General features: G+C 72.0%; 28 protein-coding genes and 1 tRNA gene. 13 read left to right on the forward strand and 16 right to left on the reverse strand.

The window, feature by feature from the left end; translation table 11 throughout:
• Together AB0E90_RS39025 and AB0E90_RS39030 are read left to right on the forward strand one after the other, a co-directional pair.
• Complete coding sequence (locus AB0E90_RS39025) at positions 1 to 774, forward strand: ABC transporter ATP-binding protein (RefSeq protein ID WP_360417287.1); 774 nt, start codon at positions 1 to 3, stop codon at positions 772 to 774.
• Complete coding sequence (locus AB0E90_RS39030) at positions 771 to 1,943, forward strand: ABC transporter permease (protein ID WP_360417118.1); 1,173 nt, start codon at positions 771 to 773, stop codon at positions 1,941 to 1,943. Before AB0E90_RS39025 ends, AB0E90_RS39030 begins: the two co-directional genes overlap by 4 nt.
• Positions 1,944 to 2,320: 377 nt before the next feature.
• On the opposite strand, the gene AB0E90_RS39035 is transcribed toward AB0E90_RS39030, so the two are convergent.
• From AB0E90_RS39035 to AB0E90_RS39045, 3 genes are all read right to left on the reverse strand, one after another.
• Complete coding sequence (locus tag AB0E90_RS39035; protein ID WP_360417120.1) at positions 2,321 to 3,106, reverse strand: hypothetical protein; 786 nt, start codon at positions 3,104 to 3,106, stop codon at positions 2,321 to 2,323.
• Positions 3,107 to 3,136: 30 nt separating this feature from the next.
• Positions 3,137 to 4,642, reverse strand: a complete 1,506-nt coding sequence (locus tag AB0E90_RS39040; RefSeq protein WP_360417122.1) for an acetyl-CoA acetyltransferase — start codon at positions 4,640 to 4,642, stop codon at positions 3,137 to 3,139.
• 22 nt (positions 4,643 to 4,664) lie between these two features.
• A tRNA-Gly gene (locus AB0E90_RS39045) sits at positions 4,665 to 4,737 on the reverse strand.
• Positions 4,738 to 4,799: 62 nt separating this feature from the next.
• Here AB0E90_RS39045 and AB0E90_RS39050 point away from each other — a divergent pair.
• Together AB0E90_RS39050 and AB0E90_RS39055 are read left to right on the forward strand one after the other, a co-directional pair.
• Entirely contained in the window at positions 4,800 to 6,479 is a 1,680-nt protein-coding gene (locus tag AB0E90_RS39050; protein WP_360417124.1) for an FAD-dependent oxidoreductase, read from the forward strand.
• Between the two features lie 9 nt (positions 6,480 to 6,488).
• Positions 6,489 to 6,809, forward strand: coding sequence for an STAS domain-containing protein (locus AB0E90_RS39055; protein ID WP_360417126.1), 321 nt, complete (start codon positions 6,489 to 6,491; stop codon positions 6,807 to 6,809).
• 1 nt (position 6,810) lies between these two features.
• On the opposite strand, the gene AB0E90_RS39060 is transcribed toward AB0E90_RS39055, so the two are convergent.
• Entirely contained in the window at positions 6,811 to 7,320 is a 510-nt protein-coding gene (locus tag AB0E90_RS39060; RefSeq protein ID WP_360417128.1) for a hypothetical protein, read from the reverse strand.
• Between AB0E90_RS39060 and AB0E90_RS39065 the strand changes: the two genes are divergently transcribed.
• A complete protein-coding gene (locus AB0E90_RS39065) occupies positions 7,297 to 7,620 on the forward strand; it encodes a hypothetical protein (protein WP_360417130.1) in 324 nt (107 codons plus the stop codon). The genes AB0E90_RS39060 and AB0E90_RS39065 overlap by 24 nt on opposite strands.
• Before the next feature lie 146 nt (positions 7,621 to 7,766).
• Positions 7,767 to 8,825, forward strand: coding sequence for a glycosyl hydrolase (locus AB0E90_RS39070; protein ID WP_360417132.1), 1,059 nt, complete (start codon positions 7,767 to 7,769; stop codon positions 8,823 to 8,825).
• 29 nt (positions 8,826 to 8,854) lie between these two features.
• On the opposite strand, the gene AB0E90_RS39075 is transcribed toward AB0E90_RS39070, so the two are convergent.
• Positions 8,855 to 10,105 carry a cytochrome P450 gene (locus AB0E90_RS39075; protein WP_360417134.1) on the reverse strand — a complete coding sequence of 417 codons (1,251 nt, stop codon included), beginning with the start codon at positions 10,103 to 10,105 and terminating at the stop codon, positions 8,855 to 8,857.
• 138 nt (positions 10,106 to 10,243) lie between these two features.
• Between AB0E90_RS39075 and AB0E90_RS39080 the strand changes: the two genes are divergently transcribed.
• Positions 10,244 to 10,912, forward strand: a complete 669-nt coding sequence (locus AB0E90_RS39080; RefSeq protein ID WP_360417289.1) for an endonuclease V — start codon at positions 10,244 to 10,246, stop codon at positions 10,910 to 10,912.
• Positions 10,913 to 10,939: 27 nt separating this feature from the next.
• Here AB0E90_RS39080 and AB0E90_RS39085 read toward each other — a convergent pair whose 3' ends face one another.
• The gene (locus tag AB0E90_RS39085; protein ID WP_360417136.1) at positions 10,940 to 12,451 is read right to left on the reverse strand and encodes a lysyl oxidase family protein; all 1,512 of its coding nucleotides are present in this window, start codon (positions 12,449 to 12,451) and stop codon (positions 10,940 to 10,942) included.
• A gap of 193 nt (positions 12,452 to 12,644) precedes the next feature.
• On the opposite strand from AB0E90_RS39085, the gene AB0E90_RS39090 reads away from it, so the two are divergent.
• Positions 12,645 to 13,664: a M48 family metallopeptidase gene (locus tag AB0E90_RS39090; RefSeq protein WP_360417138.1), complete on the forward strand. Its 1,020-nt coding sequence runs from the start codon at positions 12,645 to 12,647 to the stop codon at positions 13,662 to 13,664.
• Here AB0E90_RS39090 and AB0E90_RS39095 read toward each other — a convergent pair.
• Positions 13,651 to 15,591, reverse strand: coding sequence for an acyl-CoA dehydrogenase (locus tag AB0E90_RS39095; protein ID WP_360417140.1), 1,941 nt, complete (start codon positions 15,589 to 15,591; stop codon positions 13,651 to 13,653). The two genes, AB0E90_RS39090 and AB0E90_RS39095, sit on opposite strands and share 14 nt — an antisense overlap.
• Before the next feature lie 37 nt (positions 15,592 to 15,628).
• Here AB0E90_RS39095 and AB0E90_RS39100 point away from each other — a divergent pair, with 37 nt between their 5' ends.
• Positions 15,629 to 16,249 carry a TetR/AcrR family transcriptional regulator gene (locus tag AB0E90_RS39100; protein WP_360417142.1) on the forward strand — a complete coding sequence of 207 codons (621 nt, stop codon included), beginning with the start codon at positions 15,629 to 15,631 and terminating at the stop codon, positions 16,247 to 16,249.
• Here the strand turns inward: AB0E90_RS39100 and AB0E90_RS39105 are convergent.
• Together AB0E90_RS39105 and AB0E90_RS39110 are read right to left on the reverse strand one after the other, a co-directional pair.
• Positions 16,233 to 17,204 (reverse strand): CU044_5270 family protein, encoded by a 972-nt coding sequence (locus AB0E90_RS39105; protein ID WP_360417144.1) that lies wholly within the window; start codon positions 17,202 to 17,204, stop codon positions 16,233 to 16,235. The two genes, AB0E90_RS39100 and AB0E90_RS39105, sit on opposite strands and share 17 nt — an antisense overlap.
• On the reverse strand, positions 17,201 to 17,716 hold the full coding sequence (locus AB0E90_RS39110; protein WP_360417146.1) for a sigma-70 family RNA polymerase sigma factor: 516 nt from the start codon (positions 17,714 to 17,716) through the stop codon (positions 17,201 to 17,203). Before AB0E90_RS39110 ends, AB0E90_RS39105 begins: the two co-directional genes overlap by 4 nt.
• 96 nt (positions 17,717 to 17,812) lie before the next feature.
• Between AB0E90_RS39110 and AB0E90_RS39115 the strand changes: the two genes are divergently transcribed.
• The 3 genes from AB0E90_RS39115 (at position 17,813) to AB0E90_RS39125 (ending at position 19,463) form a co-directional block, all read left to right on the forward strand.
• Positions 17,813 to 18,139 carry a helix-turn-helix transcriptional regulator gene (locus AB0E90_RS39115; protein WP_360417148.1) on the forward strand — a complete coding sequence of 109 codons (327 nt, stop codon included), beginning with the start codon at positions 17,813 to 17,815 and terminating at the stop codon, positions 18,137 to 18,139.
• Entirely contained in the window at positions 18,136 to 19,161 is a 1,026-nt protein-coding gene (locus tag AB0E90_RS39120; RefSeq protein ID WP_360417150.1) for a hypothetical protein, read from the forward strand. The genes AB0E90_RS39115 and AB0E90_RS39120 overlap by 4 nt, the downstream gene beginning before the upstream one ends.
• Positions 19,162 to 19,289: 128 nt before the next feature.
• On the forward strand, positions 19,290 to 19,463 hold the full coding sequence (locus AB0E90_RS39125; protein WP_360417152.1) for a CsbD family protein: 174 nt from the start codon (positions 19,290 to 19,292) through the stop codon (positions 19,461 to 19,463).
• Positions 19,464 to 19,559: 96 nt separating this feature from the next.
• Here AB0E90_RS39125 and AB0E90_RS39130 read toward each other — a convergent pair whose 3' ends face one another.
• Genes AB0E90_RS39130 through AB0E90_RS39145 form a run of 4 tightly spaced genes read right to left on the reverse strand, consistent with a single transcriptional unit; the run spans position 19,560 to position 22,451 of the window.
• Positions 19,560 to 20,240, reverse strand: a complete 681-nt coding sequence (locus tag AB0E90_RS39130; protein ID WP_360417154.1) for a glycosyltransferase — start codon at positions 20,238 to 20,240, stop codon at positions 19,560 to 19,562.
• Positions 20,241 to 20,245: 5 nt separating this feature from the next.
• Positions 20,246 to 20,845 carry a methyltransferase domain-containing protein gene (locus AB0E90_RS39135; protein ID WP_360417156.1) on the reverse strand — a complete coding sequence of 200 codons (600 nt, stop codon included), beginning with the start codon at positions 20,843 to 20,845 and terminating at the stop codon, positions 20,246 to 20,248.
• Positions 20,842 to 21,561 carry a PIG-L family deacetylase gene (locus AB0E90_RS39140; RefSeq protein WP_360417158.1) on the reverse strand — a complete coding sequence of 240 codons (720 nt, stop codon included), beginning with the start codon at positions 21,559 to 21,561 and terminating at the stop codon, positions 20,842 to 20,844. The genes AB0E90_RS39135 and AB0E90_RS39140 overlap by 4 nt, the downstream gene beginning before the upstream one ends.
• Complete coding sequence (locus AB0E90_RS39145; RefSeq protein ID WP_360417160.1) at positions 21,555 to 22,451, reverse strand: acyl-CoA dehydrogenase; 897 nt, start codon at positions 22,449 to 22,451, stop codon at positions 21,555 to 21,557. The genes AB0E90_RS39140 and AB0E90_RS39145 overlap by 7 nt, the downstream gene beginning before the upstream one ends.
• 89 nt (positions 22,452 to 22,540) lie before the next feature.
• Here AB0E90_RS39145 and AB0E90_RS39150 point away from each other — a divergent pair, with 89 nt between their 5' ends.
• A complete protein-coding gene (locus AB0E90_RS39150; protein ID WP_360417162.1) occupies positions 22,541 to 23,620 on the forward strand; it encodes an NAD-dependent epimerase/dehydratase family protein in 1,080 nt (359 codons plus the stop codon).
• Between the two features lie 49 nt (positions 23,621 to 23,669).
• On the opposite strand, the gene AB0E90_RS39155 is transcribed toward AB0E90_RS39150, so the two are convergent.
• From AB0E90_RS39155 to AB0E90_RS39165, 3 genes are all read right to left on the reverse strand, one after another.
• Complete coding sequence (locus AB0E90_RS39155) at positions 23,670 to 24,854, reverse strand: zinc-dependent alcohol dehydrogenase (RefSeq protein ID WP_360417164.1); 1,185 nt, start codon at positions 24,852 to 24,854, stop codon at positions 23,670 to 23,672.
• A 66-nt stretch (positions 24,855 to 24,920) separates the two neighbouring features.
• Positions 24,921 to 25,508, reverse strand: coding sequence for a TIM barrel protein (locus AB0E90_RS39160; protein WP_360417166.1), 588 nt, complete (start codon positions 25,506 to 25,508; stop codon positions 24,921 to 24,923).
• Positions 25,505 to 26,491, reverse strand: a complete 987-nt coding sequence (locus tag AB0E90_RS39165) for a Gfo/Idh/MocA family oxidoreductase (RefSeq protein ID WP_360417168.1) — start codon at positions 26,489 to 26,491, stop codon at positions 25,505 to 25,507. Before AB0E90_RS39165 ends, AB0E90_RS39160 begins: the two co-directional genes overlap by 4 nt.
• Positions 26,492 to 26,514 lie beyond the last annotated feature (23 nt).

Genomic DNA, 26,514 nt, shown 5'->3' on the forward strand with positions numbered 1-26,514 from the left:
GTGCTCGCCTTGGAGAACGTCACGAAGGCGTATCCCGGTGGCGTCACCGCCCTCGACGACGTCACCCTCACCGTCGCCGAGGGTGACCTGCTCGGCATCGTCGGCCGCTCCGGCTCCGGCAAGTCGACGCTGCTCAACATCATGGGCACGCTCGACCGCCCGACCGGCGGCACCGTCCGTGTCGACGGCGTGGACACCGGCACGCTGCGCGACAAGCGCCTCGCCACGCTGCGCGGCACCCGGATCGGCTTCGTCTTCCAGCAGTTCCACCTGCTCGACGCGCTGACCGCCGCCGACAACGTGGCCACCGCCCTGCTCTACACCGGCGTGCCCCGGCGCCGCCGCCGCGGGCTGGCGCTGGCCGCGCTCGAACGGGTGGGTCTCGGCCACCGCGTGGACCACCGCCCTCAGCAGCTGTCCGGCGGCGAGAAACAGCGCGTCGCGATCGCCCGTGCCCTCGTGCACCGGCCCGCGCTGGTCCTCGCGGACGAGCCGACCGGCGCCCTCGACACCGCCACCGGCGCGGCCGTCCTCGACCTGCTGGAAGACCTGAACCGCACCGACGGCACCACCATCGCGGTCATCACCCACGACCGCGAGATCGCCGAGCGTCTCCCCCGCCGCATCACCCTGCGCGACGGACGAATCGTCCCGCTCGCCCCGCCGGTCCCGCTCGCCCCGCTCGCCCCGCAGGACCCGCACGACCCGATTGGCGAACGCGCCGCCCAGCTTGGCGAACGCGCCGTCCCGCTCGGCGAGCGGATCGTGCCGTGAGCCCCGGAGACGTGCTGCGCCTCGGCCTGCTCGGGGTGCGCGGCCGGCAGGCGCGGGCCGCGCTGTCCGCCCTCGGCATCGCGATCGGCGTCGCCACCATGATCGTGGTGACCGCCATCCCCGCGGCCGGCCGGCAGGCCCTGGCCGACCGGCTCTCCGCGCTCGGCACCAACCTGCTGCGCGTGCAGCCGGTCAGCGCCGGCGACAACCAGACCGTGCTGCCGTCCGAGTCGGTCGCGATGGTCGGCCGGATCGGCCCGGTCACCGGGGTCAGCGCGGTCGCCAACACGCACGCCGTGGTGCGCCGCTCCGACCTCATCAACCCCGACGACGGCTCCGGCCTGACCGTCCTCGCCACCCGCCCCGACCTGCTCCCGGCGGCCGGGGCAACAATGGCGAGCGGGTCGTTCCTCACCGCCGTCACCGCGCGCTTTCCGGTGGCGATTCTGGGTTACACGGCGGCCGCGACCCTCGGGTACGACCGCCGGCCGCCACCGGGGGCACGGCTGTCGATCGGCAACCGCTGGTTCAGCATCGGCGGCATCATGGCTCCCGCACCGCTGGCCCCGGAGCTGGATCACGCGGTGCTGGTCGGCTGGGACGCCGCCCGCACGACGCTGGGTTTCGACGGCCATCCCACGGTCCTCTACGTGCGGTCGCAGGAGGCGGCCATCGACGACGTCCGCGCGGTCCTGCCGGCCACCGTCTACCCGGAGCTGCCCGGCCTCGTGCAGGTGAGCCGCCCGTCCGACGCGCTGGCGGCCAAGCGGGAGGGCGACCGCACCTTCGGCACGCTGTTCCTCGGCCTGGCCGCGGTGTCGCTGCTGGTCGGAGCGATCGGCGTGGCCAACACGATGGTCATCTCGGTGCTGGAGCGACGCCGGGAGATCGGCCTCCGGCGAGCCCTGGGCGCACACCGCAGCCACATCCGCGCGCAGTTCCTCACCGAATCGGTGCTGCTGTCAGCCCTGGGCGGCGCGGTCGGGGCGGCCGCCGGCATCCTGGCCACCGCCGCCTACGTGACCTGGCAGCAGTGGCCGCTGGTGATCCCGGCCGGCCCTCTGGCCGCGGGCGTGGCCGGCGCCCTGGCCGCGGGCGTCCTGGCCGGGGTCTACCCAGCGATCCGAGCCGCCCGCCTGACCCCGACGGAGGCCCTGGCCACGACGTAGCCCCGCGCCACCCTCCATGATCAACCCGAGTTCACGGAAGTCGGCGTCTCGACGCCGACCGGATACCCCGCTGTCCGTGATCTCGGGTTGATCGTGGTGGTGGGGGTGCAGGCTGACCCGGCGCGGCCCGGCTCGAAAGTGCCGCCGTTTCCCTTGCGATAGGGCCCTTCAGACGCCGAGGAGGCCCTAATTTCCCGAAAATCGGGGCGGGCAACGCGCACGCCGCCGAACCCGGAACCACCCCGGCCCCGCCTCGGACCGGACGCAACACTATTTCCCTTGAAATAGGGGTCTCCGGATGCCGACGAGACCCCGATTTCCCGAAAAATCGGGGGCGGGGAACGCGCATGCCGGCAGGCCCGCGCGCCGAGGAGTCACTACTCCGCCTGGATGGACAGGCCGTCGTCGATGAGCCAGCGCAGCAGCTCGGCGGTGTCCCGGCCGCGTTGCACCGGATCGTTGTAGAGGCTCGCGGATCCGGGCTCCTCGCGCAGCCGCAGCGACTCCCGGGCGATCAGGTTCCACCGGGGATCGAGGCGGTCGCGGACGTATCGCCCGGCCCCGCTCTTGGACGTCAGTTCCTTCGTGACCAGCAGGTGGTGCAGCCGCGCCGGTCCGAGCCCGACGAACGACACGGAATCGTCGTGCCTGCCGAGCGCCTCCAGACCGGCCTGCTCGACCTGCTCGTCGACACCGCGCCAGTAGGTGTCCAGGTTGTTCCGGGTGAAGTCGAGCAGCTCGGTCAGGTTGGTGTAAACCGCCGGCAGCTCACCGCGGATCGTGACGCCGCGCTCGGCCAACTCGTGCCAGGTCACCTGGTTGATGTCGAGCTTGCCGGCCGGGTCGAACTCGCTCCGGAAGTAGACCGGGCGACGGCCGGCGGGTGAGGCCGCGAGGTCGGCCGCGGTGCAGTGGAAGCCGTCGAACTCGGGCGCGGGGAAGCGCGCCTTGGTCGCCTCGTGCGCCGCCCGGAGCAGCTCCAGGTCATCGCCCGACGGCAGTTCGTCCCACAGCCCGACGAAGTCGATGTCGCTGCCGGCAAAGAACTCCCCCCAGCAGATCGACCCGTGCAGGAAGAACCCCACGAGCCGGCCCGGCAACCGTGCGTCGACCTCGCGCAGAAAGGCGGTGGTCAGCTCGGACACGGTCGTCGGCAGAGTCATGCGGCGGAGATTACCGAGCGATCGCAAGCTTCAGCCGAAGGCTACTTCGTTGCGCAGGCCGGTCGGACGGACGCGGATGCGGGTGCCGATCGGCTCGGTTGCGGGGTCGGCCAGGAAGTCGGCCAGACCGTTGGCCACGAAACGACGGCCGTCGTCGGCGAGGCGGCCGACCACGATTCCGCGGCGGCGGCCCTCGCGGCCGTGCTTCACGGTGTAGGTCTCGATCGTGGCCTCGCCGTCGGCCTCCTCGGCCTCGGTGACCAGCGCGGCCGCGTCCAGCGAGGACTGCAGGCGGGGGCTCTCGTCGGGGGTCCACTCGACCGGGGACGAGCTGTAGACGCCGGCCGAGTATTTCGTCATCGAGCCGCCGTTGGCGCCCACGAACCCGAACCCGCCAGCCGAGCGGAGGCGCCCGACGGTGGAGGCGATGGCGTGCATCGAATAGTTGTTTCCGGGGCCGCCGAAGAACGGGAGGCCGCCCGTCACGGTGAGGCCGCGCGGGTCGTCGACGGCCAGGCCCAGCGACTCGGCCACGGTGAAGACCGCGATCGGGAAGCAGCTGTAGAGGTCGATCGTGGCCAACTGATCGACGCCGATGCCGGCCACCGACAGGGCGTGCCGGGCGGCGGCGCCCGCAGCCGGTGACGAGCTCAGGTCGGGCCGCTGGAGGAGGTCGCGTTCGCGCAGGTCGGCGTGGCCGGCCAGGAAGATCCAGCGGGACGGGGGGATGCCGAGCCGCTGCGCCTCGGAGACCGGCATCATCACCACGGCCGCGCCCTGGTTGACCTTGTCCCGGGCCACCAGGTAGCGGGTGTAGGGGTCGGCGATCGGCCGGTTCGCGTCGCTGGCCGTGGCGAGCTGAGCAGCGTCCCGGGCCACCGGCGCGGCGGCGAACGGATTCGCCGCGGCCACCCGGGTGAACGGCGCGAACAACGAGCCCATCGCGGCGGCGTAAGCGGACCGGGAAAGGCCCAGGCGGGCGCGCCGGGCGTTCTCCAGCAGGGCGTACTGCGCGGGCATGTCGGCGAGGCCGTGCGCCATCAGGGTCAGCGAGAACATGCCGTCGAGGCCGTAACCGCGGTCCTCCAGGTCGCCGTCGACGTGTTCGGTGAAGTCGGGCCGGTCGTCGGCTTCGGCGTACCGCTCAATTGTCGAGATCGCCTCGCCGCCGGCCAGAAGGACGACGCCGGCCTCGCCGGTGGCGATCGCCGCGGCGAATTCGTTGACCAGGTGCTGGGGTGACTGGCCGCCGGTGACCTCGAGCACAGCCCGCCGTGGTTTGGCGCCGAGCCGGGACGCGACCGAGCGGGGGAAGTTGTCCGATATGCCCAGTGGGGTGTCTGCGCCGGGCACCGAGATCTCGAACTGGCGCACGCCCGCCACCACGTCGATGACGTCGGCGGGGACACCGGCCAGCGCGGCCCGAGCGGCCGAGACAGCGAGCTGAACTGCGGAAAGTCGCTGATAGCCCGGCGAATCGAGGCGATCAATGGATTGGCCGACCCCGACAATGACCGGAGTGCGAGAGTCGACCACCAGGTCTCCCGGGAAAACAGAGAGCGGACGACGGGATTCGAACCCGCGACCCTCACCTTGGCAAGGTGATGCGCTACCAGCTGCGCTACGTCCGCGTTGGGAGAACCATACCGGATGGGCGTTGGCGAGTCTCGGAGGGCTCTGCAACCATCTCGGGGTGTCGCACTTCCCCTCAGCGTTTCCCGAACTCGGCGAGCACGAGAACGAGCTTCTCGCGAGCGCCTTCCACGAGCTGGACGAGGCGCAGTTCGCCCGCGCGGCGTCCTACGGCAGCCGGCACGAGGTGGCGGCCGGTGAGATCCTGTTCGACTTCGGCGACGAGGACTGCGACCTGATCCTGGTCGAGAGCGCGACCGTCGAGATCGTCCGGACGCCGACGGCGACCGCGCCCGAGGAATTGTTCCTGTCGGCCGGGGCGGGGCAGTTCGTCGGCGAGATGAACCTGCTCACCGGTCAGACCCGCATCCTGGCGGCACGGGTGGCGAAGGACGGCGTGATCCACCGCATCGAGGCGGCCGGGTTCCGGCTGCTGATGGCGCAGGACACCGAGCTCAGCGACCTGCTGCTGCGCGGGTTCCTGGCCCGGCGGCTCCTGATGCAGCGGCGGTCGGGGCGCAACCTGTCGGTGATCGGCAACGCGTCGTCCGGGCCCGGGATGGCGTTGCAGACCTTCCTCGCCCGGCAGGAGCAGCCACATCTGTGGCTGGCGGACACCACCGACGAGGGACGCGCGGCGATGAGCGACGCCGGCCTGACGGCCGCCGATCTGCCGGCGGTGGTCACCCCGCGGGAGACGATGCGGCGGGTCAATCCGGGCATCCTCAGCCAGCATCTGGGTCTCACTTATCGCCGTACGCCGAAAGGGGTGGCCGACCTCACGATCGTCGGCGCCGGGCCGGCGGGTTTGGCCGCGGCGGTGTACGGGGCGTCCGAAGGCCTGGAGACGGTGCTGCTCGACGCGGTCGCCACCGGTGGGCAGGCGGCCGCCAGCTCGCGGATCGAGAACTACATGGGTTTCCCGTTCGGTCTCAGCGGAGCGGCGCTGACCGGCCGGGCGGCGGTGCAGGCGCTGAAGTTCGGCGCGCATCTGGCCAGCCCGTGCGGGGTGGCGTCGCTGGAGTCGGGGCCGGACGGGCATCTGATCACGCTGATCGACGGCACCGAGATCCCCAGCCGTACGGTGCTGGTGGCGACCGGCGCCGCCTACCGCAACCTGCCGCTGGACCGCTGGCCGGATTTCGTCGGCAACGGCATCTACTACGCGGCCACCGAGTTGGAGGCGCAGGCCGTCGCCGGCCTGCCGGTGACCGTGGTGGGTGGCGCCAACTCGGCCGGTCAGGCCGCGATCTACCTGGCCCGGCGGGCGGGGCACGTGCGGCTGGTGGTGCGGGGTGCCGACCTCTACGCGAAGATGTCCAGCTACCTGGTCGAGCGGATCCTGGCCGAGCCGAACATCACGGTGCAGACGGCGACCGAGGTGACCGCGCTGCACGGCGGCCAGCGGCTCGACGAGATCACGCTGACCTCGTCCGGCACGTGCGGTTGTTTCGGTCTGTTCTGTTTCATCGGCGCCCGGCCGGCCACCGAGTGGCTGACCGGCGTCGCCCTGGACGAGGACGGCTTCCTTCCCACCGACGTGCAGTTGGGTGAGCGCTGGACCGGCACGACCCGGGGGCCGCTGGCGTTCGAGACGAGCGTGCCGGGGGTCTTCGCGGCCGGCGACGTGCGCACCGACTCGATGAAGCGGGTCGCGGCGGCGGTGGGCGAGGGCGCGAGCGCGGTCCGGTCGGTGCACCGGGCGATCGCCGCAGGTGTCGGCGGCCGCACCGGTGGGTAGGATCGTCAGATGTCGAACGACCCCACGATCCGGTATGAACCGGTCGATCCCGACGGCCTCGTGGTCGCCACGCTGACCGGTGAGCTCGATCTCGACCGGGCCGACGAGGTGCGCGACGATCTGGCCGCCGCGTCGGCGATCGCCGGGTGCAACTATCTGCGTGTCGACGTCAGCGGGCTGGAGTTCATCGACTCGTACGGGTTGGGTGCGCTGGTCAGCGTGCGCAACAGCGCGGCCGCGCACGGGGTGACGTTCACCCTGGCCGAGCCGTCCCCGCCGGTCCGCAAGGCCATCGCGGTGACCGGCCTGGGCGACGTGTTCGGCCTGTAGGTCAGGCCTGTCGTTCGGCGCGCAACGCGTCCAGCCGGGCCTGTGCGCGCTGCACCGCGTCGCGGGAGCGCTCCAGGAACGCGTCGCTGCGGTCCAGCCGGGCCACCTCGCGGGCGAACGCTCCCTGAATCTGGTTGAGCGGGTCGGACGGTTCGTGGTCCCCGGCGTCGCGCTCGTCGAGCAGCCGCTCCCGGGCGCCGGCATTCATCTCCCGGGAATCGGCGATCGCGTCCCGCTCGTCGGCCCGGCGGCCGCGCTGCTCGGCCGCGACCTCGCGCTCCTCGACCGCCCGCCGCCGCGCCGTCGTCTCGGCCTCGACCGCGGCGAGCCGCTGTTCCCGGGCGTCCAGCAACCGCTCCCGGGCGTCGAGCTTCTGCTCACGCTCGTTGAGGTAGCGGTCGCGCTCGTTCCAGCGTTCGTCGGGAAACACCGCCTGATCGTAGATGCCGGAGTGAACGGTGGCCGCGACCCGTCCGTACTTGCGGGTGTGGAAGCGCGGATCGTCGTTCACGGCACCAATACCGAGCGGGTTGCCCTGTGGGACTGGCTGTTCGACGACGCCGACCTGCGTGACCTGCTCGGCCGCGACGCCAGCATCGAGGTCGACGCGGCCGGCGAGTACGTGGTGCTGGCCGAGGGCCCGGTGGCGATCTGGCCGGTGCTGGCCCGCACCCTGGGCGCCTGGATCGAACGGTGGCGGGCGACCGTCACGATCACCGGCCCCGCCGGGCGCGCCGTGGTCTCCCCCGGCCGGGCCGAGGCGGCCCTGCGCCAGGTTCTCGGGGTGCGGGAATTCTCAACCCCGGCCTGACCGGACCGATCATCCCGATCGACCGAAGCGGGGTCCGGCGGGCGCAACTTTTCCGCACCCGCTCGGGCACTTGCCGTGCACCTCGGGTGCCGGAATCTCTTCTCCATGCCCGGCCGACAAGCGCCGGACAACGCGGGGGAGATTGAATGTTGCGCAAGTCCGTGTACTCGCTGGCCGCTGTGATCGCCGGTCTGGGTGCCGCGTTCGCCGGGAGCGCGGGGGCGCACGCCGCCGACGCCGCCCCGACGACCGCCGCCGCCAAGACCGCTTGCGTGACCGACGCCAAGCTGGTGCCGAGCTGCAACGTGCTGTGGGGCGCCGCCGCCGGCGGCTTCACCGGCAAGCCCCGTGACATGGAGCTGCGCAACTGGGAGAAGCTCAGCGGCCGCACCTCCACCATCTTCCACACGTACCACAAGGGTGACGAGAAGTTCCCGACCCCGGGCGAGATCGCGATGTCCAGCGACCCGGCGCACCCGCGGGTGCTGCTGATGAACTGGCGCGTCGAGTACGGCTCGAACTGGCGCAACGTGGCCGCCGGCAAGCTGGACCACCGCATCGACGCGTTCGCCGCCCGGGTCAAGTCGACCTACGCGGACAAGAAGTTCTTCCTGATCCTCAACCACGAGCCGGAGGACGACGTTCGCCCGGCCGCCGGCTCGGGCATGACCGCGAAGGACTTCCGGGCCTCGTTCCGGCACGTCATCCAGCGTCTGCGCGCCGAGGGCGTCGACAACATGGTCAGCGTCGTGGCCTACATGGGCAACGAGAAGTGGATGGCGCAGTCCTGGTGGAAGGACCTCTACCCGGGCGACGACGTCACCGACTGGATCGGCCTGGACTCGTACGTCAGCGCCGAGCCCGGCTACTACCACCACGGCCTGTTCGGTGACCTGGTGAACCGGCGCGCGCCGGGTGGCGCCGGCTTCTACGACTGGGCGGTCAAGAACCACAAGAGCAAGCCGATCATGATGGCCGAGTGGGGCGCCTACCACCGCATCAACCGGGTGTTCGACAAGTCGGCGCAGTTCAACAGCGTGCTGCCGGAGCTGGCGAAGCGCCCCGCGATCAAGGCGATCGTGTACTTCGACACGAAGAAGGACCAGTTCGGCGACCGCGACATCAGCATCAACAGCTCGGCCCGCAGCCTGGCGACGTTCAAGAAGCTGGCCGCGAACCCGCTGTTCAACGTGAAGATCGGCTGATCGATGAGGGGGTCGCCTTGGCGGCCCCCTCAGAGTCGTACCGGCAGGCAATCAAGACCGAAAACCACCGAGGAGCGGCGGAACTGCAGCTCGGCGGGGGGAACGGCGAGCGCGAGCGCCGGAAAACGACGAACCAGCGCCGGGTACGCCGTGCGCAGCTCCATCCGGGCCAGCTCCGCCCCGATGCACCGGTGGATGCCGTAACCGAACGCCACGTGCGACCGGTTTGCCGGCCGGGACGCGTCGATCTTGTGCGGGTCGGGGCCGAACATCGTGTCCCGGTCGGCCCCGCTGAGCGAGCACATCACCACGTCACCCTCACGGATGTCGCAGTCCCCGACGCGCACGTCGCGCACCGCCACCCGCGGGAACGCCACCTGCACCACGGTCAGGTAGCGCAGCAGCTCCTCGACCATCGCGTCGACGTCCTCCCCGGCGCGCATCTTGTCGGCCATCACCGGGTTGGTCATCAGCACCAGGGCGCCCAGCGCGATCATGCTGGCGCTGGTCTCCAGCCCGCCGGTGAGCACCCCGTCGGCGACGCCGGCCAGCTCCCGGTCCTCGATGTCGTCGCCGTGCGCCTTGATCAGCGCGCCGAGCAGCCCGTCGCCCGGCTCCCGGCGCTGCTGCTCGATCAGGCCGCCGATGTAGTCCAGCGACGCGCCGATCGCGCCGAGCGCCGCGTTGCCGCCCGCCCCGAGGTCGAAGCGGGTGGTGCTGAGCTCCTGGAAATACTCCCGGTCCTCGTACGGGACCCCGAGCAGTTCACAGATCGTCAGCGCCGGGATCGGCAGCGCGAATTCGTGCCACAGGTCCGCCGTACCGTCAATGGCCGCCAGCGCGTCCAGCCGGCCGGCCACGATCGCCTCGATGCGCGGCTGCAGCCGGGCGAGACGCCGCATGGTGAACTCGGGGGTGAGCATCTTGCGCAGCCGGGTGTGGTCGGGCGGATCGGCGAAGCCGAGACCGCCCGGGTCCTGGGTGACGCCGATGCCGATCTTCCCGGCGAACCGGCCGAAGTCGTTGCTGTAAGCGTCGACGCTGCCCAGCACCGCGCGCACCGGCTCGTAGCCGGTGACCAGCCAGGCGCGCATCCCGAACGGCAGCGGCAGCCGGGCGACCGGCTTTCCCGAGCGCCAGTCGTCCATCTGTGGGATGGGGTCGAGCCCGTCGCGGTGCAGTGGCCAAAGGATCTTGTCGGGCAGCATGGAAAGACCCGCGTACGGGCCGTTACCGCCGGTGAACCTGCGTGCGACCAGCCCCAGCACCTGTGATCGCACCGCGGACACCATTGCTGTCACGCCCACCGCGTTCCTCCGCCCCTCGCCGATGTTCGGAGCATGATCACACGGACCCCACGGTTTTCACCGCACTGCCGACATGAAAGTCGTCACTAACATGTCGACGTGAAATTCGAGATGCCGATCGACGCCGCGAACGCTGAGCGTATCCAGGACCGGTTGCGAGAACACGTCCTCCTTCCGGTGGAACGCGCGCCGTTGCCGGCCATCGTCACCGGCGTCGACATCTCCTACGCGATCGGCAGCGACTACGCCGTCGCCGCCGCGGTGACGATCGGCACGAGCGACCTCGCGGTGCGGGAGGTCTCGCTCTCGGCGGGCACGATCACCTTCCCGTACGTCCCGGGCCTGCTCGCCTTCCGCGAGCTGCCCCTGCTGCTCGAGGCCCTCGCCGGCTTGTCGGCGGAGCCGGCGGCGCTGATGTGCGACGGCTACGGCATCGCCCACCCGCGCCGCTTCGGCCTCGCCTGCCACCTGGGCGTGCTGCTGGACCTGCCGTCGTTCGGCGTGGCCAAGACCGACTTCGTCAGCACCCACGGCGAACCGGGCCCACGCCGCGGCGACTGGTCACCCCTGGAGGCCGGCGGCGAGCTGCTGGGCCGGGCGGTCCGCACGCAGGACGGCGTGAAACCGGTCTACGTCTCCGCCGGCCACCGCATCAGCCTGCCCGACGCCTCCGACCTGACGGTCGCCCTCAGCTCCCGCTACCGCATCCCCGAGCCCACCCGCCAGGCCGACATCCTCTCCCGCCAGGCGTTACGCGAGGGCCTGCCGGCCCGGGGCTGACCCGGGCCGGCAGGGTTCTGCGCGAGGTCAGCCGGGGATGCCGTTGAGCGGCGGGACCGTCACGGTCCGGGCCTCCGGGGTGCCGCCCAGGACGATCTGGCGCAGCGCCGAGTTGTTGGTGGTGTCCAGTTCGGCCAGCTTGTTCGCCGGGTTCGCCAGGACCTGGATGTAGTAGGTGCCGTTCGCCAGGTCGGTGATGTCGAACGACTGGCCGGGACGGTACTGGGTGTAGGTGTCGCCGTTGCCGATGTCGAGCACCTCACGGACGGCGATCGTGGTGTTGGCGCCGCACGACGTGGAGAGGTCGGTGTTGTCCGGCCGCCACTTCGCGTTCGTGATGGTGTAGTCGACCGCGTCCGTGTTGGCCAGGCAGAACGCCTCCTTGCCGCTGCGCTCCACCTGCTTGGAGTCGGCGCCGAGCAGGTTGTACTGGGCGAAGTCGGTGAAGTGCCAGTGCTTGTGGCCCTCCCGGTTGTCCCACTCCATCGTGCCGGCCTGCACCGAGCCGACCTGGTTGCCCTTGGCGTCGAAGAAGTACTGGTACGCGTCCATCAGCTCGGTGCCGGTCCGCCGGAACCCGTCCACGACCAGCGGCGACGTACCCCCGTTCCACACCGTGGCGCCGAAGTTGACGTACGACTTGCCGTCCTCCTGAGAGACGTCGATCCCCCAGGCCGGCAGCGAGCGCAGGTCAGGCCGCGGGCCGCCGGCCGGCTTGGCCGCCAGGGTGGCCGGTCGTTTGGCCGGCGCGCGCAGCGACGGCTGGAACTCCGAGACCTGCACGCCCGCGTTCGGGTTGTCCGCTTCGTTGGTGGAAGCGGCCTTGGCCGACTTGAGCGCCTTCTCGCCGGTGTCGCCGTCGACCACGGTCACCCCGACCGAGACGGTCGACTGGTTGGCCGGGATACCGAACAGCTGCTGGTAGACCGGGTTGACGGTGGCCGTGGCGGAGTAGTCGCCGTTGGGCAGGTCGAAGTTCTCGACCGGCGGCACGTCGGTGACGGTCGCGTCCCAGCCCGCCTGCACGCCCCACACCGCGCCGAGCGTGAACGGGTTGTAGTCGCCGCACTGGGTCGGGTACGGCGTGGTCGCGGGCGCGTCCGGCCGGGTCCGCGCCGAGCCCCACGTGTTGCCGCAGAACGACGTCTTGTAGGTGGTCACGACCGTACCGGCCGCGTCCTTGATCGTGATGGTGGTGAAGTCCTTGAGGCCGGAGAAGTCGGTGACCATGCCGGCCGGCAGCGCGACCTTCTTCGACTTGCCGTTCTGCACCACGACACGTGAAGCAGCGATCGGCTTGTCGTAGCCGGTGCGCTTGGCCCAGATCTCGAACGGGTTCTTGCCGGCGATCACGTGCAGGCCGAGATCGAAGCTGAGGTAGACCTCGTCGCCCCACACGTACCGCTCGGCGGTGACCTGGTTGGTCGCCGCGACGAACTGCAGCGGCGGCGGATCGGAGGCGGCCTGGGCGATCCCCACCCCGGCGCCGGTGAGCACCAGCACGCCGGCGGCCGCGCCGTAGGTCAGAAGTTTCCGCATAGATGTACCCCTCTGTTGGAAGCGCTGTCGGGGCACCATCCAAAAGGGACACCTGTGTGGTTTCTGTGAAGACGCCCGGCGTTGGCACGAATCGGGGATGGTCACGGTCATCGGCCGAAAGTTATAGACCCGAGCCTCGAATCCAGCCCAGGGCGGATCCCCGCGGAGTACGAAATCGGGGAGGCTGTCGGCCATGACAGTTGACGACGAGAATCGGCCGGAACGGCAGCGAGTCGTTCTGACCGGCATCAGCTCACGGGCCTGGGAGCATCCCGCCGACCGGGGCGCGCTCACCGCGCTGCGCGAACTGCGCGGCTTCGACGACCTGGTCAAGGCGTTCTTCGGCATGTGGAACGAGCGGGGGTTCCGCCTGTCGTACCTCGCCGGGGCGATCCGGGTCGACCATCGGCAGTACCCGCGGGTCTACCAGCGCTACACCGAGGCAGCTAGATCCTTGGACGTCGAAGATCTGCCCGAGCTGTTCGTCGAGCAGGCGCCGATCATCCAGTCCAAGGCGATCGGCATGGACAAGCCGTTCGTGGTGATCAGCACGGCGGCGGTGGAGAAGCTCGACGACGAGGAGCTGCGCACCCTGCTGGGCCGGGAGCTCGGCCACGTGCGCAGCGGCCACGCCGTCTACCAGACGATCATGACGATCCTGACCCGCTGGGTCGCGAACGTCAGCTGGATCCCGGTGGGCGCCCTGGCGATCCGGGCGATCATCGTGGCGATGTACGAGTGGTGGCGCAAGGCCGAGCTGTCCGCCGACCGGGCCGGGCTGCTCGCCGCGCAGGACCCGGCCGCCTCCGTGCGGCTGTTCATGAAGACGGCCGGCGGCGGCGACCTGTCGCAGATCGACACGGCCGCGTTCCTCGAGCAGGCAGCGGAATATGAGGGCGGCGGCGACCTGCGCGACAGCATCCACAAGCTGGGCATGACCGCGTTCAACAGCGAGCCGTTCCCGGTCGCCCGGGCGGCCGAGCTGCGCCGCTGGGTGGATTCCGGGGAGTACGCCCGGATCCTGTCCGGCGATTACCCGCGCCGCGACGACGACCGGGACGCGTCGGTCACCGAGGACGTGAAGGCGGCCGCCGCGCACTACCGGGACTCGTTCCGCGACTCGCCGGATCCCCTGGTCAAGCTGGTCCGGCGGGTCGGCGGCGGGGCGGCGAACCTGGCCGGCTCGGCCCGCGATTGGGTCAGCGGCCGCTGACCACGTCGTCGTGCGCCGCCATGTCGTCCTGACGGCCCGGCTCCTCGCGCAGGATCGCGGCGGCGAGCCACTCGTCCGGGACGGCGAACGCGTCGACGAGCTCACCCATCCGCGGGCGAAGCTGTTTGAGCAGGTCATTGACCATGCCGGTGACAGCCTTCGCCCGCGGCGGGGTGATCCGCCCGTGCTCCAGATACCAGCCCTTGTGCGCCTCGATGGTGCTCAGCGCGTACAGATCGCACATCTTGGCCAGCAGCGGCTCGCCGGATTTCGCGATGCCGGCCACGAACGCCTCGAGCACCACCCGGTCGACGTGCGCTTTCGAAACTTCCAAAACATGATCTTGTACGTCGTTGAAGATGTCGAACTGGCGGTCCTTCTTCTGGGCCGCGCCCCGGCGCAGCCGACGGATCACGCCGTCGAGCAGGTGCTTCTCCCGGTCCTCGAACATCCGCAGGTGCCAGCCGCGGTCGGTCAGCGCGACCTCCTCGTCGCGGCCCGGCACGGCGTCGACGAGGCGCTGGATGAGTGACCGGGCCGCGGTGCGCTCGAGCACCATCTCGCGCACCTGCTCGGCCACGAACTGCGCCCGCCCCCACCCGTCGAGCGATCCGAACGCGTCCCGGTAACCGGTGAGCAGGCCTTTGGCGACCAATTGCAGCAGTACGGTGTTGTCGCCCTCGAACGTGGTGAACACGTCGGTGTCGGCCTTGAGCCCGGGCAGCCGGTTCTCGGCGAGGTAGCCGGCCCCGCCGCACGCCTCCCGGCAGGCCTGGATGGTGTGGGTGGCGTGCCAGGTCTGGATCGCCTTGAGCCCCGCCGCCCGCGACTCCAGCTCCCGCTGCCGGTGCTCGTCGACCGGCCCGCTGCCGGTCTGCACCTCGTGCAACGCCGTGACCAGCTCCTCCTGGGCGAAGGTCAGGGCGTAGGTCTTGGCCAGCGCGACCAGCAGGATCCGCTGGTGGGCGAGGTAGTCGTTGAGGACGATCTCGCGCTGTTCCCCCGGCGCGGCGAACTGGCGGCGGCTCTCGCCGTAGCGGACCGCGATGGTCAGCGCGCTCTTGGTCGCCGCCGACGCCGAGCCGCCGACCACGACCCGGCCGCGCACCAGGGTGCCGAGCATGGTGAAGAAGCGGCGGGTGTCGTTCTCGATCGAGCTCGTATAGGTGCCGTCCGCGCTGACCTGTCCATATCGGTCGAGCAGCATGTCCCGCGGCACCGTGACGTGGTCGAAGGAGATCCGGCCGTTGTCCACGCCGAGCAGGCCGGCCTTGTGACCGTCGTCGCCGATCGTCACACCGGGCAGCGGGTTGCCCTGCTCGTCGCGGATCGGCACCAGCCAGGCGTGCACGCCGTAGCTCTTGCCGCCGGTGATCAGCTGGGCGAAGACGACCGCCATCCGGCCGTCCTTCGCGGCGTTGCCGATGTAGTCCTTGCGGGCCGCCTCGTGCGGCGTGTGCAGGTCGAACGTCTCGGTCGCCGGGTCGTACGCGCACAACGTGCGCAACTGTTGCACGTCCGAGCCGTGGCCGGTCTCGGTCATCGCGAAGCAGCCCATGATCTCGGCCGACATGATGCCGGGCAGGTAGGCCGCGTGATGCCGGTCGTTGCCGAGCGCGACGACGGCCCCGCCGAACAGCCCCCACTGCACGCCGGCCTTGACCATCAGCGACAGGTCGAGCTGAGCGAGCATCTCGGCCGCGACCACCGATCCGCCGGGGTCGGCGCCACCGCCGTACGCCTTCGGGAAGCCCGCCGCGACGCCCGGCTCGATCGGCAGCTCGGTGATCAGCCGGGTGATCCGCGCCCGGGCCTCGCCGATCGTCTCGCCCGGGACCGCGACGAAGTGCGAGCCGGCCAGCTGCTTGCGCGCTTCGCGCCGAATGTCCGCCCAGCGACCGTCGAGCGCATCCTGAAGACCCGTCATGGGTACAGACTGTACCCAGTGCCGTAACCTCCAGGCTGTGAAACGGGACACGATCGCCGCGCGGCGGGCCGGCGCCACCGACGACCGGCGGCGGCGCATCGTCGAGGCCGCGGCCCGGGCGATCGAGGAGCACGGCACCGGCGCCGGCCTCGGCGCGATCGCCGACCAGGCCGGCGTCCCCCGCCCGCACGTCTACCGGCATTTCACCGGCAAGGACGACCTCGACGAAGCGGTCGCGCGTCACGCGGCCCGGATGCTCAGCGCCTGGATCCGGCCGTCGCTGACCGCCAGCGGCACCCCGTCGTCGGTCATCCACGGCCTGATCGACCGGGTGCTGCAGTGGGCCGTCGAGCACCCGAACCTCTACCGGTTCCGCGCCCGGCTCGGCTCCCCCGCCGCGGTCGACGAACTGGTCGACGCCCTGGCGGCGTACCTGCGGGCGGCCGGCCACGACACCCGCCCACCGGCATACGTCATCGCCGGCGTCGTCGGCATGGTCGACGCCGGCATCGTCTGGTGGCTCGACCACCCCGACGAGACCGGCGCCGGCGCGCTCGGCGCATGGCTGGCCGACCAGGTGCTGCTGGTGCTGCAGGACATGCTGCGCCGGATCGGCCACCCGGTCGACCCGGCCGCCTCGCTCAGCCCGCAGTCCTGACCACCCGGTAGGTGACCGAGCTGGATGCCACGACCGTGCCGGCCGGGACGCCGTCGCGGGTCTCGGTCAGGACGGTGCGCTCGCCGATGAACGCGCCGGTCACCGGGTCGATGACGATCTCCCGGCGCTCGCCGGCGGCGACGATGCCCAGCGCGGTTCCGGTGCGCCCGTCCAGAGTGGTGGTGCGCTCGGTGACGGTCAGCGCGGGCAGCCGGGCCAGCGCACGGTAGAGCGCGGCCCGCAGGTCGGCCGGGAGCAGCCCGCCCCGCAACGCGTCGGCGGCGTAGACCAGAACCTCCTGGTCGGGGTCCTTCCCGTGGCCGCCGGTGTCCTTGCGCAGCCGGTCATACAGCTTGCGCGGATCGCGGGACAGCTCGGCGATGAACCGGTCGGTGGGCTCCTGCCAGTTGCCGGAGCGGTCGCAGGATGCCACCCCCGCCTGCGGATAGAAGTCGCCGCACGGCCCGCGCGACACCTCGACCGGGAACGACGGCGGCCCGTCCGGGCCGGGGGTGCCGACCAGGTAGGTGCGCTCCCCCGTGTCGGTCCGGCGCTGAACCCAAACACCTGCCGGGTCGGCCGGCACCCACGTCTCGTAGCGCATGCCGAGGCGAAAGGCCCAGTTGGCGCCATAACTCATGCTCAGCATGTGGGTGGCGATGTAGCGGTACTGGCCGGCCGGCACCGGGGCGTCGGGATTCTGCGTCTGGGCGTCGGCGGCCAGGTTGAGCGTCTGGGCCACCTCGACCATCGCGCCGGGCGGGTCGGCGCGGCCCCGGACGACCGCCGCGGCGGCGATCAGGACCAGGAGCACCGCGGCTGCGGCGGCGACTGCTTTCGGCGTACGGCGGCGGCGGGTTTGCGAAAGCACTCGGGCCCGAGCCCGCCGCAGCGAGAGTTCGTCCAGCTCAGCCTGCGGATAAAGCTCCTGCAGCGCTTCGTCCAAGTCGGTCATTGCTCGCCTTTCGCCGCCGGGAGGGTGGCGCGCAGCGTGCGCCGCACGCGATGCATCCGGGACCGGACGGTCCCTTCGGGAATGCCGAGCGCGGCGGCGATCTCCCGGTGGTCGAGCCCGGCGAGGCTGCTCAGGAGCAGCACCTCGCGGTCGGCGGCGGGAAGCGCGGCGATCGCCGCCTCGAGCTGCTTGAGATGGGTACGGGCATCCAGCCGCTCGGCGATGCGGTGGTCGTGGCCGTCCTCCGCGTCGGGCCGCCGCCCGGACAGGCGCTCGGTCATCCGCGACTGCTGGGCCTGGGTGCGATGGTGGCGGCGCAGCAGGTTGGTGGCGATGCCGTAGAGCCAGGCCCGCAGGCTGCCCCGCTCGGCCGCGTAGTCCGATCGCTGCTGCCAGGCGGCCAGGAACGTCTCGGCGACCAGGTCCTCGGCGACGGCCGCGCCGGCCTGCCGGGCGAGGTACCGCCACAGGCCGGGCGCGTGTTCGTCGAACGCCGCCGCGATGCGATCCACCGTCATACTGTCTCTTGCCACTCGAGCCCCGCCGCGTTCACGGGCCCCTCGATAGTACGGTTGCCGATATATACCGGCTCCTGTACCGTGCTGGCCATGCAAGAACCCACGTTCCTCATCCTCACCGCGCTGGCCGCCGAGCCACTGCACGGTTACGGGGTCATCCAGTCGGTCGCCGAGCTCTCCGGCGGCGACGTCAAACTGCGGGCCGGCACCCTCTACGGCGCGCTGGACCGGCTCGCCGAGCAGGCGCTCATCGAGGTCGACCGCGAGGAGGCCGTCGACGGCCGGCTGCGGCGCTACTACAAGCTCACCGACAGCGGCGCGGGGGCGCTGTCGGCCGAGGTCGACCGGTTGCGGCGCAACGCGTCGGCGGCCGAGAAGCAGTTGCGACGTCGCCCGCTGCTGGGCGGTGCCGCATGACCGCCCTGGAACGCCGATACCGGGTGCTGCTGCTGGCCTACCCGGGCCGCTACCGGCGGCGGCACGGCCGCGAGATCGTGACGACGCTGATGGAGATGGCCGGCGACGGGCAGACCCGGCCGGGCGCCGCGGACGCCTGGCACCTGTTCCTCAGCGGCCTGCGGCAACGTTTCCGGCTGCCCGCCCGGCGGCCGCTGGTGTGGGTCGCGGCCGCGCTGATCACGCTGATCGGCGGGGCGTTCGGCGCGGCGGCCGGCTCGTGGGTGGCCGGCCAGACCTACCCCGACCTGCCCGGCGACGCCACCGTCACCGCGCTGACCCGTCAGGCGGCCGGCGGTGGCGACGACTTCGGGATGACCCGCTCGTCGTCGCCGTGGTTCACCGACACCGCCTCGGGTGTGCTCAACGTGCCGGCCTGGGACCCGGCGGCCGCGCAGGGCCGCCTCGCCGCCGGCGGGTGGCACGTCGGCGCGATCCAGGACCTCGCCGGCGCCGCCTACCGCGACGGCGTCGACCGGGTCGAGCTGCACGGCAGCGGCTTCGACGCCACCCGCGACGGGCTGCTCATGCACGTCGCCGGCTACGTCACGGCCGAGCACGGGACCGTGTCGACAGCGCTGTGGCCGGCCGACACCGGCGCGCTGCGCCCGCTGATGTTCGCCGGGGCCGCGATAGGGCTGATCCTGGGCTGGCTGATCGCCGCGGCCGGCGCCTACCGCCTGCGGGGCCGCCCGGCCGGCCGCCGGCGAGCCGCCACCGCCCTGTCCGCGCTGGCCATCGTCTGTCTGGCCGCGCCCGCCTTCGCCTTCTACATCAACGTGATGCGGGTGCTGCACGCGTCCGGCCCGATCGTCAACACCGTGCACAGCGCGCTCAACGCCAGTCCGTACTGGTCGTACAGCACGCCCCGGATGCTGGCGCTGCTCACCGTCGCCGGCGGCGCGTTCGCCGTCGCGGCCTGGGCAGTACTCGGCCGCCGCGGGCCGGCCGAGCCGCCAGGCCGGGTCACCGCCGCCGGATAGACCGAACCGACGACCGAATTTTTGTCCGGTCCACCATCATCTGCTCACGAACCTTGCCGAGCAATGATTGCCGCCGGGCAAGTAGGGGTATCTCCATGTCGTACCGAAACGACGACGTGGAGGCAGTCATGGCATTCGACGACAAAGTTGACAACAAGGCCGAAGAAGTTGGCGGCAAGGTCAAAGAGGGCGTCGGCCGGGCCACCGACGACGAGCAGCTCGAGGCTGAGGGCAAGGCCGACCAGAGCGGCTCGAAGCTGAAGCAGGCCGTCGAGAACGTCAAGGACGCTTTCAAGTCCTGATCGCTGACTTCATCACCATGGAACGGCCCGGCGGTTCGCCGGGCCGTTCAGCATTTCCCGATCAGTTCTCCGCTTTCCCGATCAGCTTTCCGCGGCTCAGTTCTCCGCGGCCAGGGACAGCAGGTGCGCGGCGAAGCCGTTCGGGGCGCGGCCATCCGGGCGGCCGCTGGTGCGCACCGGGCAGGTCGCATCGGTGACGACCCGGCCGCCCGAGGCGCGGACCCGGGCCACCAGCTCCCGGTCCTCGTCGCAGCGCAGCGCGGGGAAGCCGCCCGCCGCGACGTAGGCCCCGGCGGTGAACCCCAGGTTGGCGCCATGGATGTGACCATGGCGGACGCCGGCGACCAGCTCCCGGTAACGGCGCTCGTAGCGCGACGGCATCGGTCCCGGCCACGCCGACCAGTCGTCCACCTCGACGGTCCCGGCCACCAGGGCGGCGCCGCGGCGGGCATGGGCCAGCTGCCAGCGCAGCCAGCCGGGCCGCACCCGGCTGTCGGCATCGGTGGTGGCCAGCCAGACCGGGCCGGTTACGGCACTCATCGCGTACGCCACCCCGGCGGCCCGCGCCCGGCCGACGTTCCGTTCGGTGATGGTCACGACCTCGGCGCCGCCGGCCGCCGCCACCAGGGTGGTGTCGTCGGTGCAGGCGTCGGCCACCACGATCAGCCGCACCGGGAGCGGGGCGGCCCCGGCCGCGGCGGCCCGCAACGCGGCCAGGCAGCCCGGCAGCAGGAGACTCTCGTCGTGTGCCGGCACCACTACCGCGATCTGCCGCATCGGCGTCAGGCCAGGCCCGAGCGCTGCCCGACCGACCGCGGGTCGCGGGTGAACACTTCGAGCAGGAAGTCGGCCTCCTCGTGCCGGGCCAGCCGGTGCAGGCCGGGCACCTTCGCGAGCGCCGCGTGCACCTCGTCGCCGGAGCGGGCGTGCTCCTCGACCGGCCACCGCCAGTGCACGGCCACCAGGTCGCCGCCCGCGGCCAGCGACGCGTCCAGCCGGCCGAGCAGGGTGTCCAGGTCGGCGTCGGCGAAGTAGTAGCCCAGCTCGGAGAGCACGATCAGGTCGAACGTCTCCTCCGGCCAGTCCAGCGGCATCCGCGCGGCCCGCACCGTCACGTTCGGACGGTCGGCGACCCGCGCCGCGGCCGCCTCGACCGCGGCCGGAACGGCGTCGACGGCCAGCAACGTCTCGCAGCGATCGGCCAGCCGGGCGGTCAGCATGCCGGTCGAGCAGCCGGGCTCGAACCCGGAGCGGTAGCGGCGGTTCGGCAGCGCGTCGACGGTGAGCGCGTGCTTGCGGGCGTCGTACCAGCGGGTCTCGAAGCTCCACGGGTCCGGGTCGGCGGCGTACATCTGCTCGAAGTAACTGATCGGCGTGGTCATTCGAAGATCACCTCGAACGGGCGGGCGAACCGGGCGAGCACGTGCGGCGGCAGGATCGCGGCGTCCGCCTCGGCCGGCCCGAGCGGCTCGATCTGGCTGGGAAATGCCGCGATCGCGGCCGCCTTGGCCGCCTGCGCGGCCGGCGGAAGATCGACGCGGCGGGCGCGCTGCCAGGGCACGTCCGGATCATCCGGGTACGCCCAGTGCCACGCCCAGATCGGGTACTCGAACAGCCGCGCCCCGGTCTCGGCACAGGCCCGCGCCGCCGCCCGCCCGGCCGTCTCGTGATCCGGGTGCCCGTCACCGCGCCAGGTCGTGAAGCACCACCGCCCCGGCGTGAGCAGCTTCGCCAGTTCCCCGGCCAGCACGTCCTCGTCGATGCCGCCGTCCGGATGCCCGAGCCGGTAGACGGTTCCGTCGATCCGGAGCCGGCGCAACGCCTCGGCGGTCTCGGCCCGCCGCATCGCGGCCAGCTCCTCCCGCGTGTGCACGAACGACCCCGGGTGCGACGCCTCGCCGTCCGTCACCGCGGCGACGTCGGCAGCGCCGAGCACCGCCATCAGCCCGGCCACCCCGAGAATCTCGTCGTCCGGATGCGGCGCAACCACCAGCGGCGGGCCGGGCGGCTCGAGGACCAGCGCCGGCCAGTGCTCCATCGCCGGCCAGGCCCGCCAGGCCCCCTCCCCGGTCCCGTCGCCCGCGATCGGCCTCACCATTGCTGGTCGCCCGCCGCGACCAGGCCGCCGAGCTGTTCGAGGTCGCTCTCGGCGTGGGACTGGCGCAGGTAGACGGTCAGGTCGGCGACCCGGCGGGCGTGGTCGGCGTCGCGGCACAGCGGGCCGGCGCCCAGCGCGCGGCCGACCCGGTCGAGAACCTCGGTGGCGGCCGACTCGACCGTGGCCCGGACGCGCAGGGCCAGCACGTGCGCGTCGGCCCCCGGGTCGGCGTCGATCCGGAGCGCGGCGTCGGCCAGCACCGATCCGGCCGCGCCGAGCGCGACGTCGACCGCGCCCAGATGAGCAAGGGCATGCGGGCCTACGTCCTTGCGACGGGCCGCGGACAGCAGCGCGTCGGCGACCCCCAGGGCGCCACCGAACCAGCAGGCCGCCACGCCGACACCGCCGTGCCAGAAGCCGGGGCGATCGACGTACGCGCCGGGGCCGCCAACCGGCCGGGCCGGGGCGTCGGTGAAGCGGATCGTTCGGCTGTCGCTGCCGGCCATCCCCACCGCCGGCCAGGTGTCGTCGAGCGGGGTCGCGTGCGGCGGCGCGTTGCGCACCGCGAACAGCCGGATGCCGTCGTCGGCCTCGGCGGTGACCAGGGCGTCGGTACACCAGGCCGCGCCCGAGCACCAGGGACGGTCGCCGGTGAGGGTCCAGCCGGCGGGACCGTGCTCCGCCCGTACCGAAGAAGGCGCCGCCGCCCAGACGCCCCAGCGCTCGTCCGTCCGGTTTTGATCGGTGTCGGCAAGCTCGGCCCGGATCGCGACCGCGTCCAGATGGCCCTCCGCGAGACGGGCGCCGACCAGGTCGGCGCGGCCGAGGGCAGTCAGGCCACGCAGGCGTTCGGCGGTGGCGCCGTGGCCGGGAAGGGGGAGATCGATCATGGGCACGCGCGGCAAGTACCCCGCACACGGACGGTCAATCGTCGCGGGGATTGCGGTTCGGCGGCGGAGGCGCGGGTATGCCCAAGGTCATGCGTGTGGTGATCGTCGGAGCGACCGGAAATGCCGGAACTGCCCTGTTACGCCGGCTGCGGGCCGAGACCGACCTGGAGATCGCGGGAGTGGCCCGGCGGCTGCCGGAACCGGCCGGCGTCTACGCGGGTGTCGACTGGCACTCGGTGGACGTGGCCGAGGAGGGCGCCGCGGCGCGGCTGGCCGAGATATTCCGCGGCGCTGACGCGGTGATCAACCTGTCCTGGCAGATCCAGCCGAGCCACGACGCCCGGGCGTTGTTCCGCACGAACGTGCTGGGTGGGCGGGAGGTCGCGCGGGCGGTGCTGGCCACCGGGGTCGCGACGCTGGTGCAGGCCTCGTCGGTCGGGGTCTACTCCCCCGGGCCGAAGACCGAATTCGTCAGCGAGAGCTATCCGCGGCGTGGGGTGCTGCCATCGTCGTACAGCCGGCACAAGGCCCTGGTCGAGCGGATGCTCGACGAGATCGAGTCGGATCACCCGGCGCTGCGGGTGGTGCGGGTCCGGCCCGGCCTGATCTTCCAGCGCGAGGCCGGGACCGAGATCGCCCGGTATTTCGCGGGCCCGCTGTTGCCGGCGCGGCTGCTGCGCCACGAGCGGATCCCGGTGATCCCGTCGAACCGCAAGCTGCGCATGCAGGCCGTGCACGCCGACGACGTGGCCGACGCGTACGCCCGGCTGCTGCGCACCGACATCCGCGGCGCCTTCAACATCGCGGCCGACCCGGTGCTCGACCCACACCTCGCCGCGCAGGTCTTCCGCGGCCTGCCGGTCCCGGTCCCGGCGCCCGCACTGGCCGGCGCGGCCGCGCTGAGCTGGTGGCTGCGCCTGCAGCCGATCGATTCGGGCTGGATCCACCTCGCCCTGAACGCGCCACTGATGTCGAGCGCGCGGGCCGCCCGCGAGCTCGGCTGGAAGCCCCGGCGCGACGCGGTGGCGGCGCTGCGGGAGATCGTCGCCGGCATCGCCACACACGCCCACCGGTCGTCGAGCCCGCCGCTGTCCGGCGACCCGGACCTGCCCGGCCGCCCCGGCGGCCTCGCGAAGGGCCGGCTACCCGGAACCGGCGACCCCTACTGACGCTGATTGCCGGGCGGGAGCACCTCCCGCCCGGCTTCGGCAAGATTCTTCAGGGCTTCAGGACGACCTTGATACAGCCGTCCTCCTTGTTCTTGAACATCTCGTAGGCGTGCGGCGCATCGGCCAGCGGCAGCCGGTGGGTGACCAGGTCGTCGACGCCGAGCGGGTCCTCGTCGCCGGTCAGCAGCGGCAGGATCTCGTCGGCCCAGCGCTTCACGTGCGCCTGGCCCATGCGCAGGGTCACGCCCTTGTCGAAGAGGTCCATCATCGGGAACGGGTCGGCCTGACCGCCGTACACCCCGATGATCGACACCGTGCCGGCCCGCCGCACCGCGCCGAACGCGTCGGTGAGCGCGGCAGTGCGGTCGATGCCGAAGGTGTCGATCGCCTTGCGGGCGAGGGCGTCCGGCAGCAGGCCGGTGCCCTTGACCGCGGCCGCCTGCAGCGGTGAGCCGTGCGCCTCCATGCCGACCGCCTCGATGACGCCGTCGGCCCCACGCCCGCCGGTCAACTCCAGCACCGCCGCCGGAATGTCGTCGATCTTGGAGGTGTCGAGGACCTCGATGCCGTGCCGCTCGGCCATGGCCAGGCGTTCCGGCACGTTGTCGCTGGCGATGACCCGCCCGGCGCCGAGATGGCGGGCGATGCGGGCGCTCATCTGGCCGATCGGGCCCAGCCCGGTGACGAACACGGTGTCGCCGGGCCGGATGTCGGCGTACTGCGCGGCCTGCCACGACGTGGTGAGCACGTCGGACAGGAACAGGTAGCGCTCGTCGGGGTGGCCGTCCGGCACCTTGATCGGCCCGAACTGGGCCTGCGGCACCCGCAGGTATTCGGCCTGGCCGCCGGGGACCTGGCCGTAGAGCTTGGTGTAGCCGAACAGCGACGCGCCCTTGCCCTGGTCGCGCACCTGGGTGGTCTCGCACTGGGCGAAGAAGCCGCGCGTGCACATCCAGCAGTGGCCGCAGGAGATGTTGAACGGGATCACCACCCGGTCGCCCGGCCTGATGTGGCGGACCTCGGCCCCGACCTCCTCGACGATGCCCATCGGCTCGTGCCCGAGGATGTCGCCCTGGTCGATGAACATCCCGAGGACGTCGTAGAGGTGCAGGTCCGACCCGCAGATGGCGGTGGAGGTGATCCGCACGATCGCGTCGGTTGGTTCCTGGATCTTCGGGTCCGGCACCGTCTCCACCGAGACCTTGCCGGTGCCCTGCCATGTCAAAGCCTTCATGGCCATCCGGATGCCCGCTGAGCGGCGGCCTATGCCGCCCCTCAACCTGTACGGCGTCCTAGGAGGCTAGTCCATTGATTCGAAAGCGCCGCGGAACCGCGACAGCGCCAGCGGCGACTCGCCCGAGGCCCAGGCCTCGAGGGCGACCACGCCGTCATAGCCGTGTTTGCGCAGCGCCGCGGCGACCGCCGGATAGTGGATCTCACCGGTCCCCGGTTCACCACGGCCGGGCACGTCGGCCACCTGGATCTCGCCGACGTGCGGCAGCGCCCGCTCGACCAGCTCGACCAGGTTCCCCTCACCGATCTGCGCGTGGTAGAGATCGAGATTGAGCCGCAGGTGCGGGCTGCCGACCGCCTCGACCAGGGCCAGGGTGTCCGCGGCCCGCGCGAACGGCGTGCCGGGGTGGTCGACGGCGGTGTTCAGGTTCTCCAGGGTGAACACCCGGCCCGCCCGCTCCCCCAGCCTGGCCAGGCGCTCCAGGGTGCGGGCGGCGGTCAGCGAGAACGTGGCGCCGGTCCGGACCAGCTCGCCGAGGTCCTTGGTCTGCCAGTTCCAGATCTCCACCTCGAAGCCGAGGGCGGCGATCGCGGTCACCCGCTCGGCGAAGGGCAGGTCGAGGAAGAGCATCTCGGCGCTGGCGGCGAGTCTCATTTCCGGACCGCTTCGCCGGTGCGCACGGATTCCGCGGCGGACAGCGCGATGCGCAGCGCGGCCCGGGCGTCCTCGCCGGTCACCGGGGCCGGGCCGCCGGTGCGGACGGCCTCGACGAACGCGGCGAGCTCGGCGGTGTACGCCCCGGCGAACAACTCCTGGTCGCCGCGCGCCGTCTCGATGTTCCGGCCACCGGCATCGGAGAACGCCATTCCGGTACGGCGTCCGTCGCCCACCGTGGCCATCCCGCCCGATCCGAGCACCTCGCCGCGCACGTCATAGCCGTAGCTGGCCTCGAAGCATGCCTCGGCCGTCCCGATCGCCCCGTTGTCGAAGCGGACCGTGACCACCGCGGTGTCGAGCAGGCCGCGGTCCCGCCAGGCCGGCTCGACCAGGGCGTCGGCCACCGCGAAGACCTCGACCGGCTCCGCGCCCGGGTTGAGGAACCGCAGCGTGTCGAAGTCGTGGATCAGGGTCTCGAGGAAGATCGTGCCGGGCGCGACGCGGGCCGGGTCGAAGCCGCCCGGGTCCCGGGTCACCGAGCGCAGCAGCCGCGGGGTGCCGAGCCGGCCGGCGTCGAGAAGCGCGCGGGCGGCCGCCCAGTCGGGGGCGAACCGCCGGTTGAAGCCGACCTGCAGGATCACCCCGGCGGCGCGGCAGGCGTCGATGGCCCGGTCGGCGTCGGCGAGGGTGAGCGCCATCGGCTTCTCGCAGAAGACGTGCTTGCCGGCCCGGGCCGCCGCCACGACCAGGTCGGCGTGGAAGCGGGCCGGCGCGGCGATCACCACCGCGTCGACGTCGGGGTCGGCCCACACTCCGGCCGCGTCGGTGTAGGCACGCTCGGCGCCGAGCCGTTCCGCAGCGCCGGGCACCGGGTCGGCGACCGCATGGAGCCGGGCGTCCGGCAGACGCAGGCGGATGGTTTCACCGTGGAACTGGCCCATCCGGCCCGATCCGACGAGTGCGATTCTGGAACGTTCCATAGACCGAGGGTCCGGCCGCGCCG

The sequence above is a fragment of the Actinoplanes sp. NPDC026619 genome (genome assembly GCF_040638295.1).
GTDB lineage: Bacteria > Actinomycetota > Actinomycetes > Mycobacteriales > Micromonosporaceae > Actinoplanes.

What these genes read in the sequence shown, in the direction of transcription:
- AB0E90_RS39035 (WP_360417120.1), bottom strand. Translation starts at nt 3,106, where the DNA reads ATGACTCTGCCGACGACCGTGTCCGAGCTGACCACCGCCTTTCTGCGC.
- AB0E90_RS39055 (WP_360417126.1), top strand. Translation starts at nt 6,489, where the DNA reads ATGTCGAACGACCCCACGATCCGGTATGAACCGGTCGATCCCGACGGC.
- AB0E90_RS39070 (WP_360417132.1), top strand. Translation starts at nt 7,767, where the DNA reads ATGTTGCGCAAGTCCGTGTACTCGCTGGCCGCTGTGATCGCCGGTCTG.
- AB0E90_RS39080 (WP_360417289.1), top strand. Translation starts at nt 10,244, where the DNA reads ATGCCGATCGACGCCGCGAACGCTGAGCGTATCCAGGACCGGTTGCGA.
- AB0E90_RS39085 (WP_360417136.1), bottom strand. Translation starts at nt 12,451, where the DNA reads ATGCGGAAACTTCTGACCTACGGCGCGGCCGCCGGCGTGCTGGTGCTC.
- AB0E90_RS39090 (WP_360417138.1), top strand. Translation starts at nt 12,645, where the DNA reads ATGACAGTTGACGACGAGAATCGGCCGGAACGGCAGCGAGTCGTTCTG.
- AB0E90_RS39095 (WP_360417140.1), bottom strand. Translation starts at nt 15,591, where the DNA reads ATGACGGGTCTTCAGGATGCGCTCGACGGTCGCTGGGCGGACATTCGG.
- AB0E90_RS39105 (WP_360417144.1), bottom strand. Translation starts at nt 17,204, where the DNA reads ATGACCGACTTGGACGAAGCGCTGCAGGAGCTTTATCCGCAGGCTGAG.
- AB0E90_RS39115 (WP_360417148.1), top strand. Translation starts at nt 17,813, where the DNA reads ATGCAAGAACCCACGTTCCTCATCCTCACCGCGCTGGCCGCCGAGCCA.
- AB0E90_RS39120 (WP_360417150.1), top strand. Translation starts at nt 18,136, where the DNA reads ATGACCGCCCTGGAACGCCGATACCGGGTGCTGCTGCTGGCCTACCCG.
- AB0E90_RS39125 (WP_360417152.1), top strand. Translation starts at nt 19,290, where the DNA reads ATGGCATTCGACGACAAAGTTGACAACAAGGCCGAAGAAGTTGGCGGC.
- AB0E90_RS39130 (WP_360417154.1), bottom strand. Translation starts at nt 20,240, where the DNA reads ATGCGGCAGATCGCGGTAGTGGTGCCGGCACACGACGAGAGTCTCCTG.
- AB0E90_RS39135 (WP_360417156.1), bottom strand. Translation starts at nt 20,845, where the DNA reads ATGACCACGCCGATCAGTTACTTCGAGCAGATGTACGCCGCCGACCCG.
- AB0E90_RS39140 (WP_360417158.1), bottom strand. Translation starts at nt 21,561, where the DNA reads ATGGTGAGGCCGATCGCGGGCGACGGGACCGGGGAGGGGGCCTGGCGG.
- AB0E90_RS39145 (WP_360417160.1), bottom strand. Translation starts at nt 22,451, where the DNA reads ATGATCGATCTCCCCCTTCCCGGCCACGGCGCCACCGCCGAACGCCTG.
- AB0E90_RS39150 (WP_360417162.1), top strand. Translation starts at nt 22,541, where the DNA reads ATGCGTGTGGTGATCGTCGGAGCGACCGGAAATGCCGGAACTGCCCTG.
- AB0E90_RS39155 (WP_360417164.1), bottom strand. Translation starts at nt 24,854, where the DNA reads ATGAAGGCTTTGACATGGCAGGGCACCGGCAAGGTCTCGGTGGAGACG.
- AB0E90_RS39160 (WP_360417166.1), bottom strand. Translation starts at nt 25,508, where the DNA reads ATGAGACTCGCCGCCAGCGCCGAGATGCTCTTCCTCGACCTGCCCTTC.
- AB0E90_RS39165 (WP_360417168.1), bottom strand. Translation starts at nt 26,491, where the DNA reads ATGGAACGTTCCAGAATCGCACTCGTCGGATCGGGCCGGATGGGCCAG.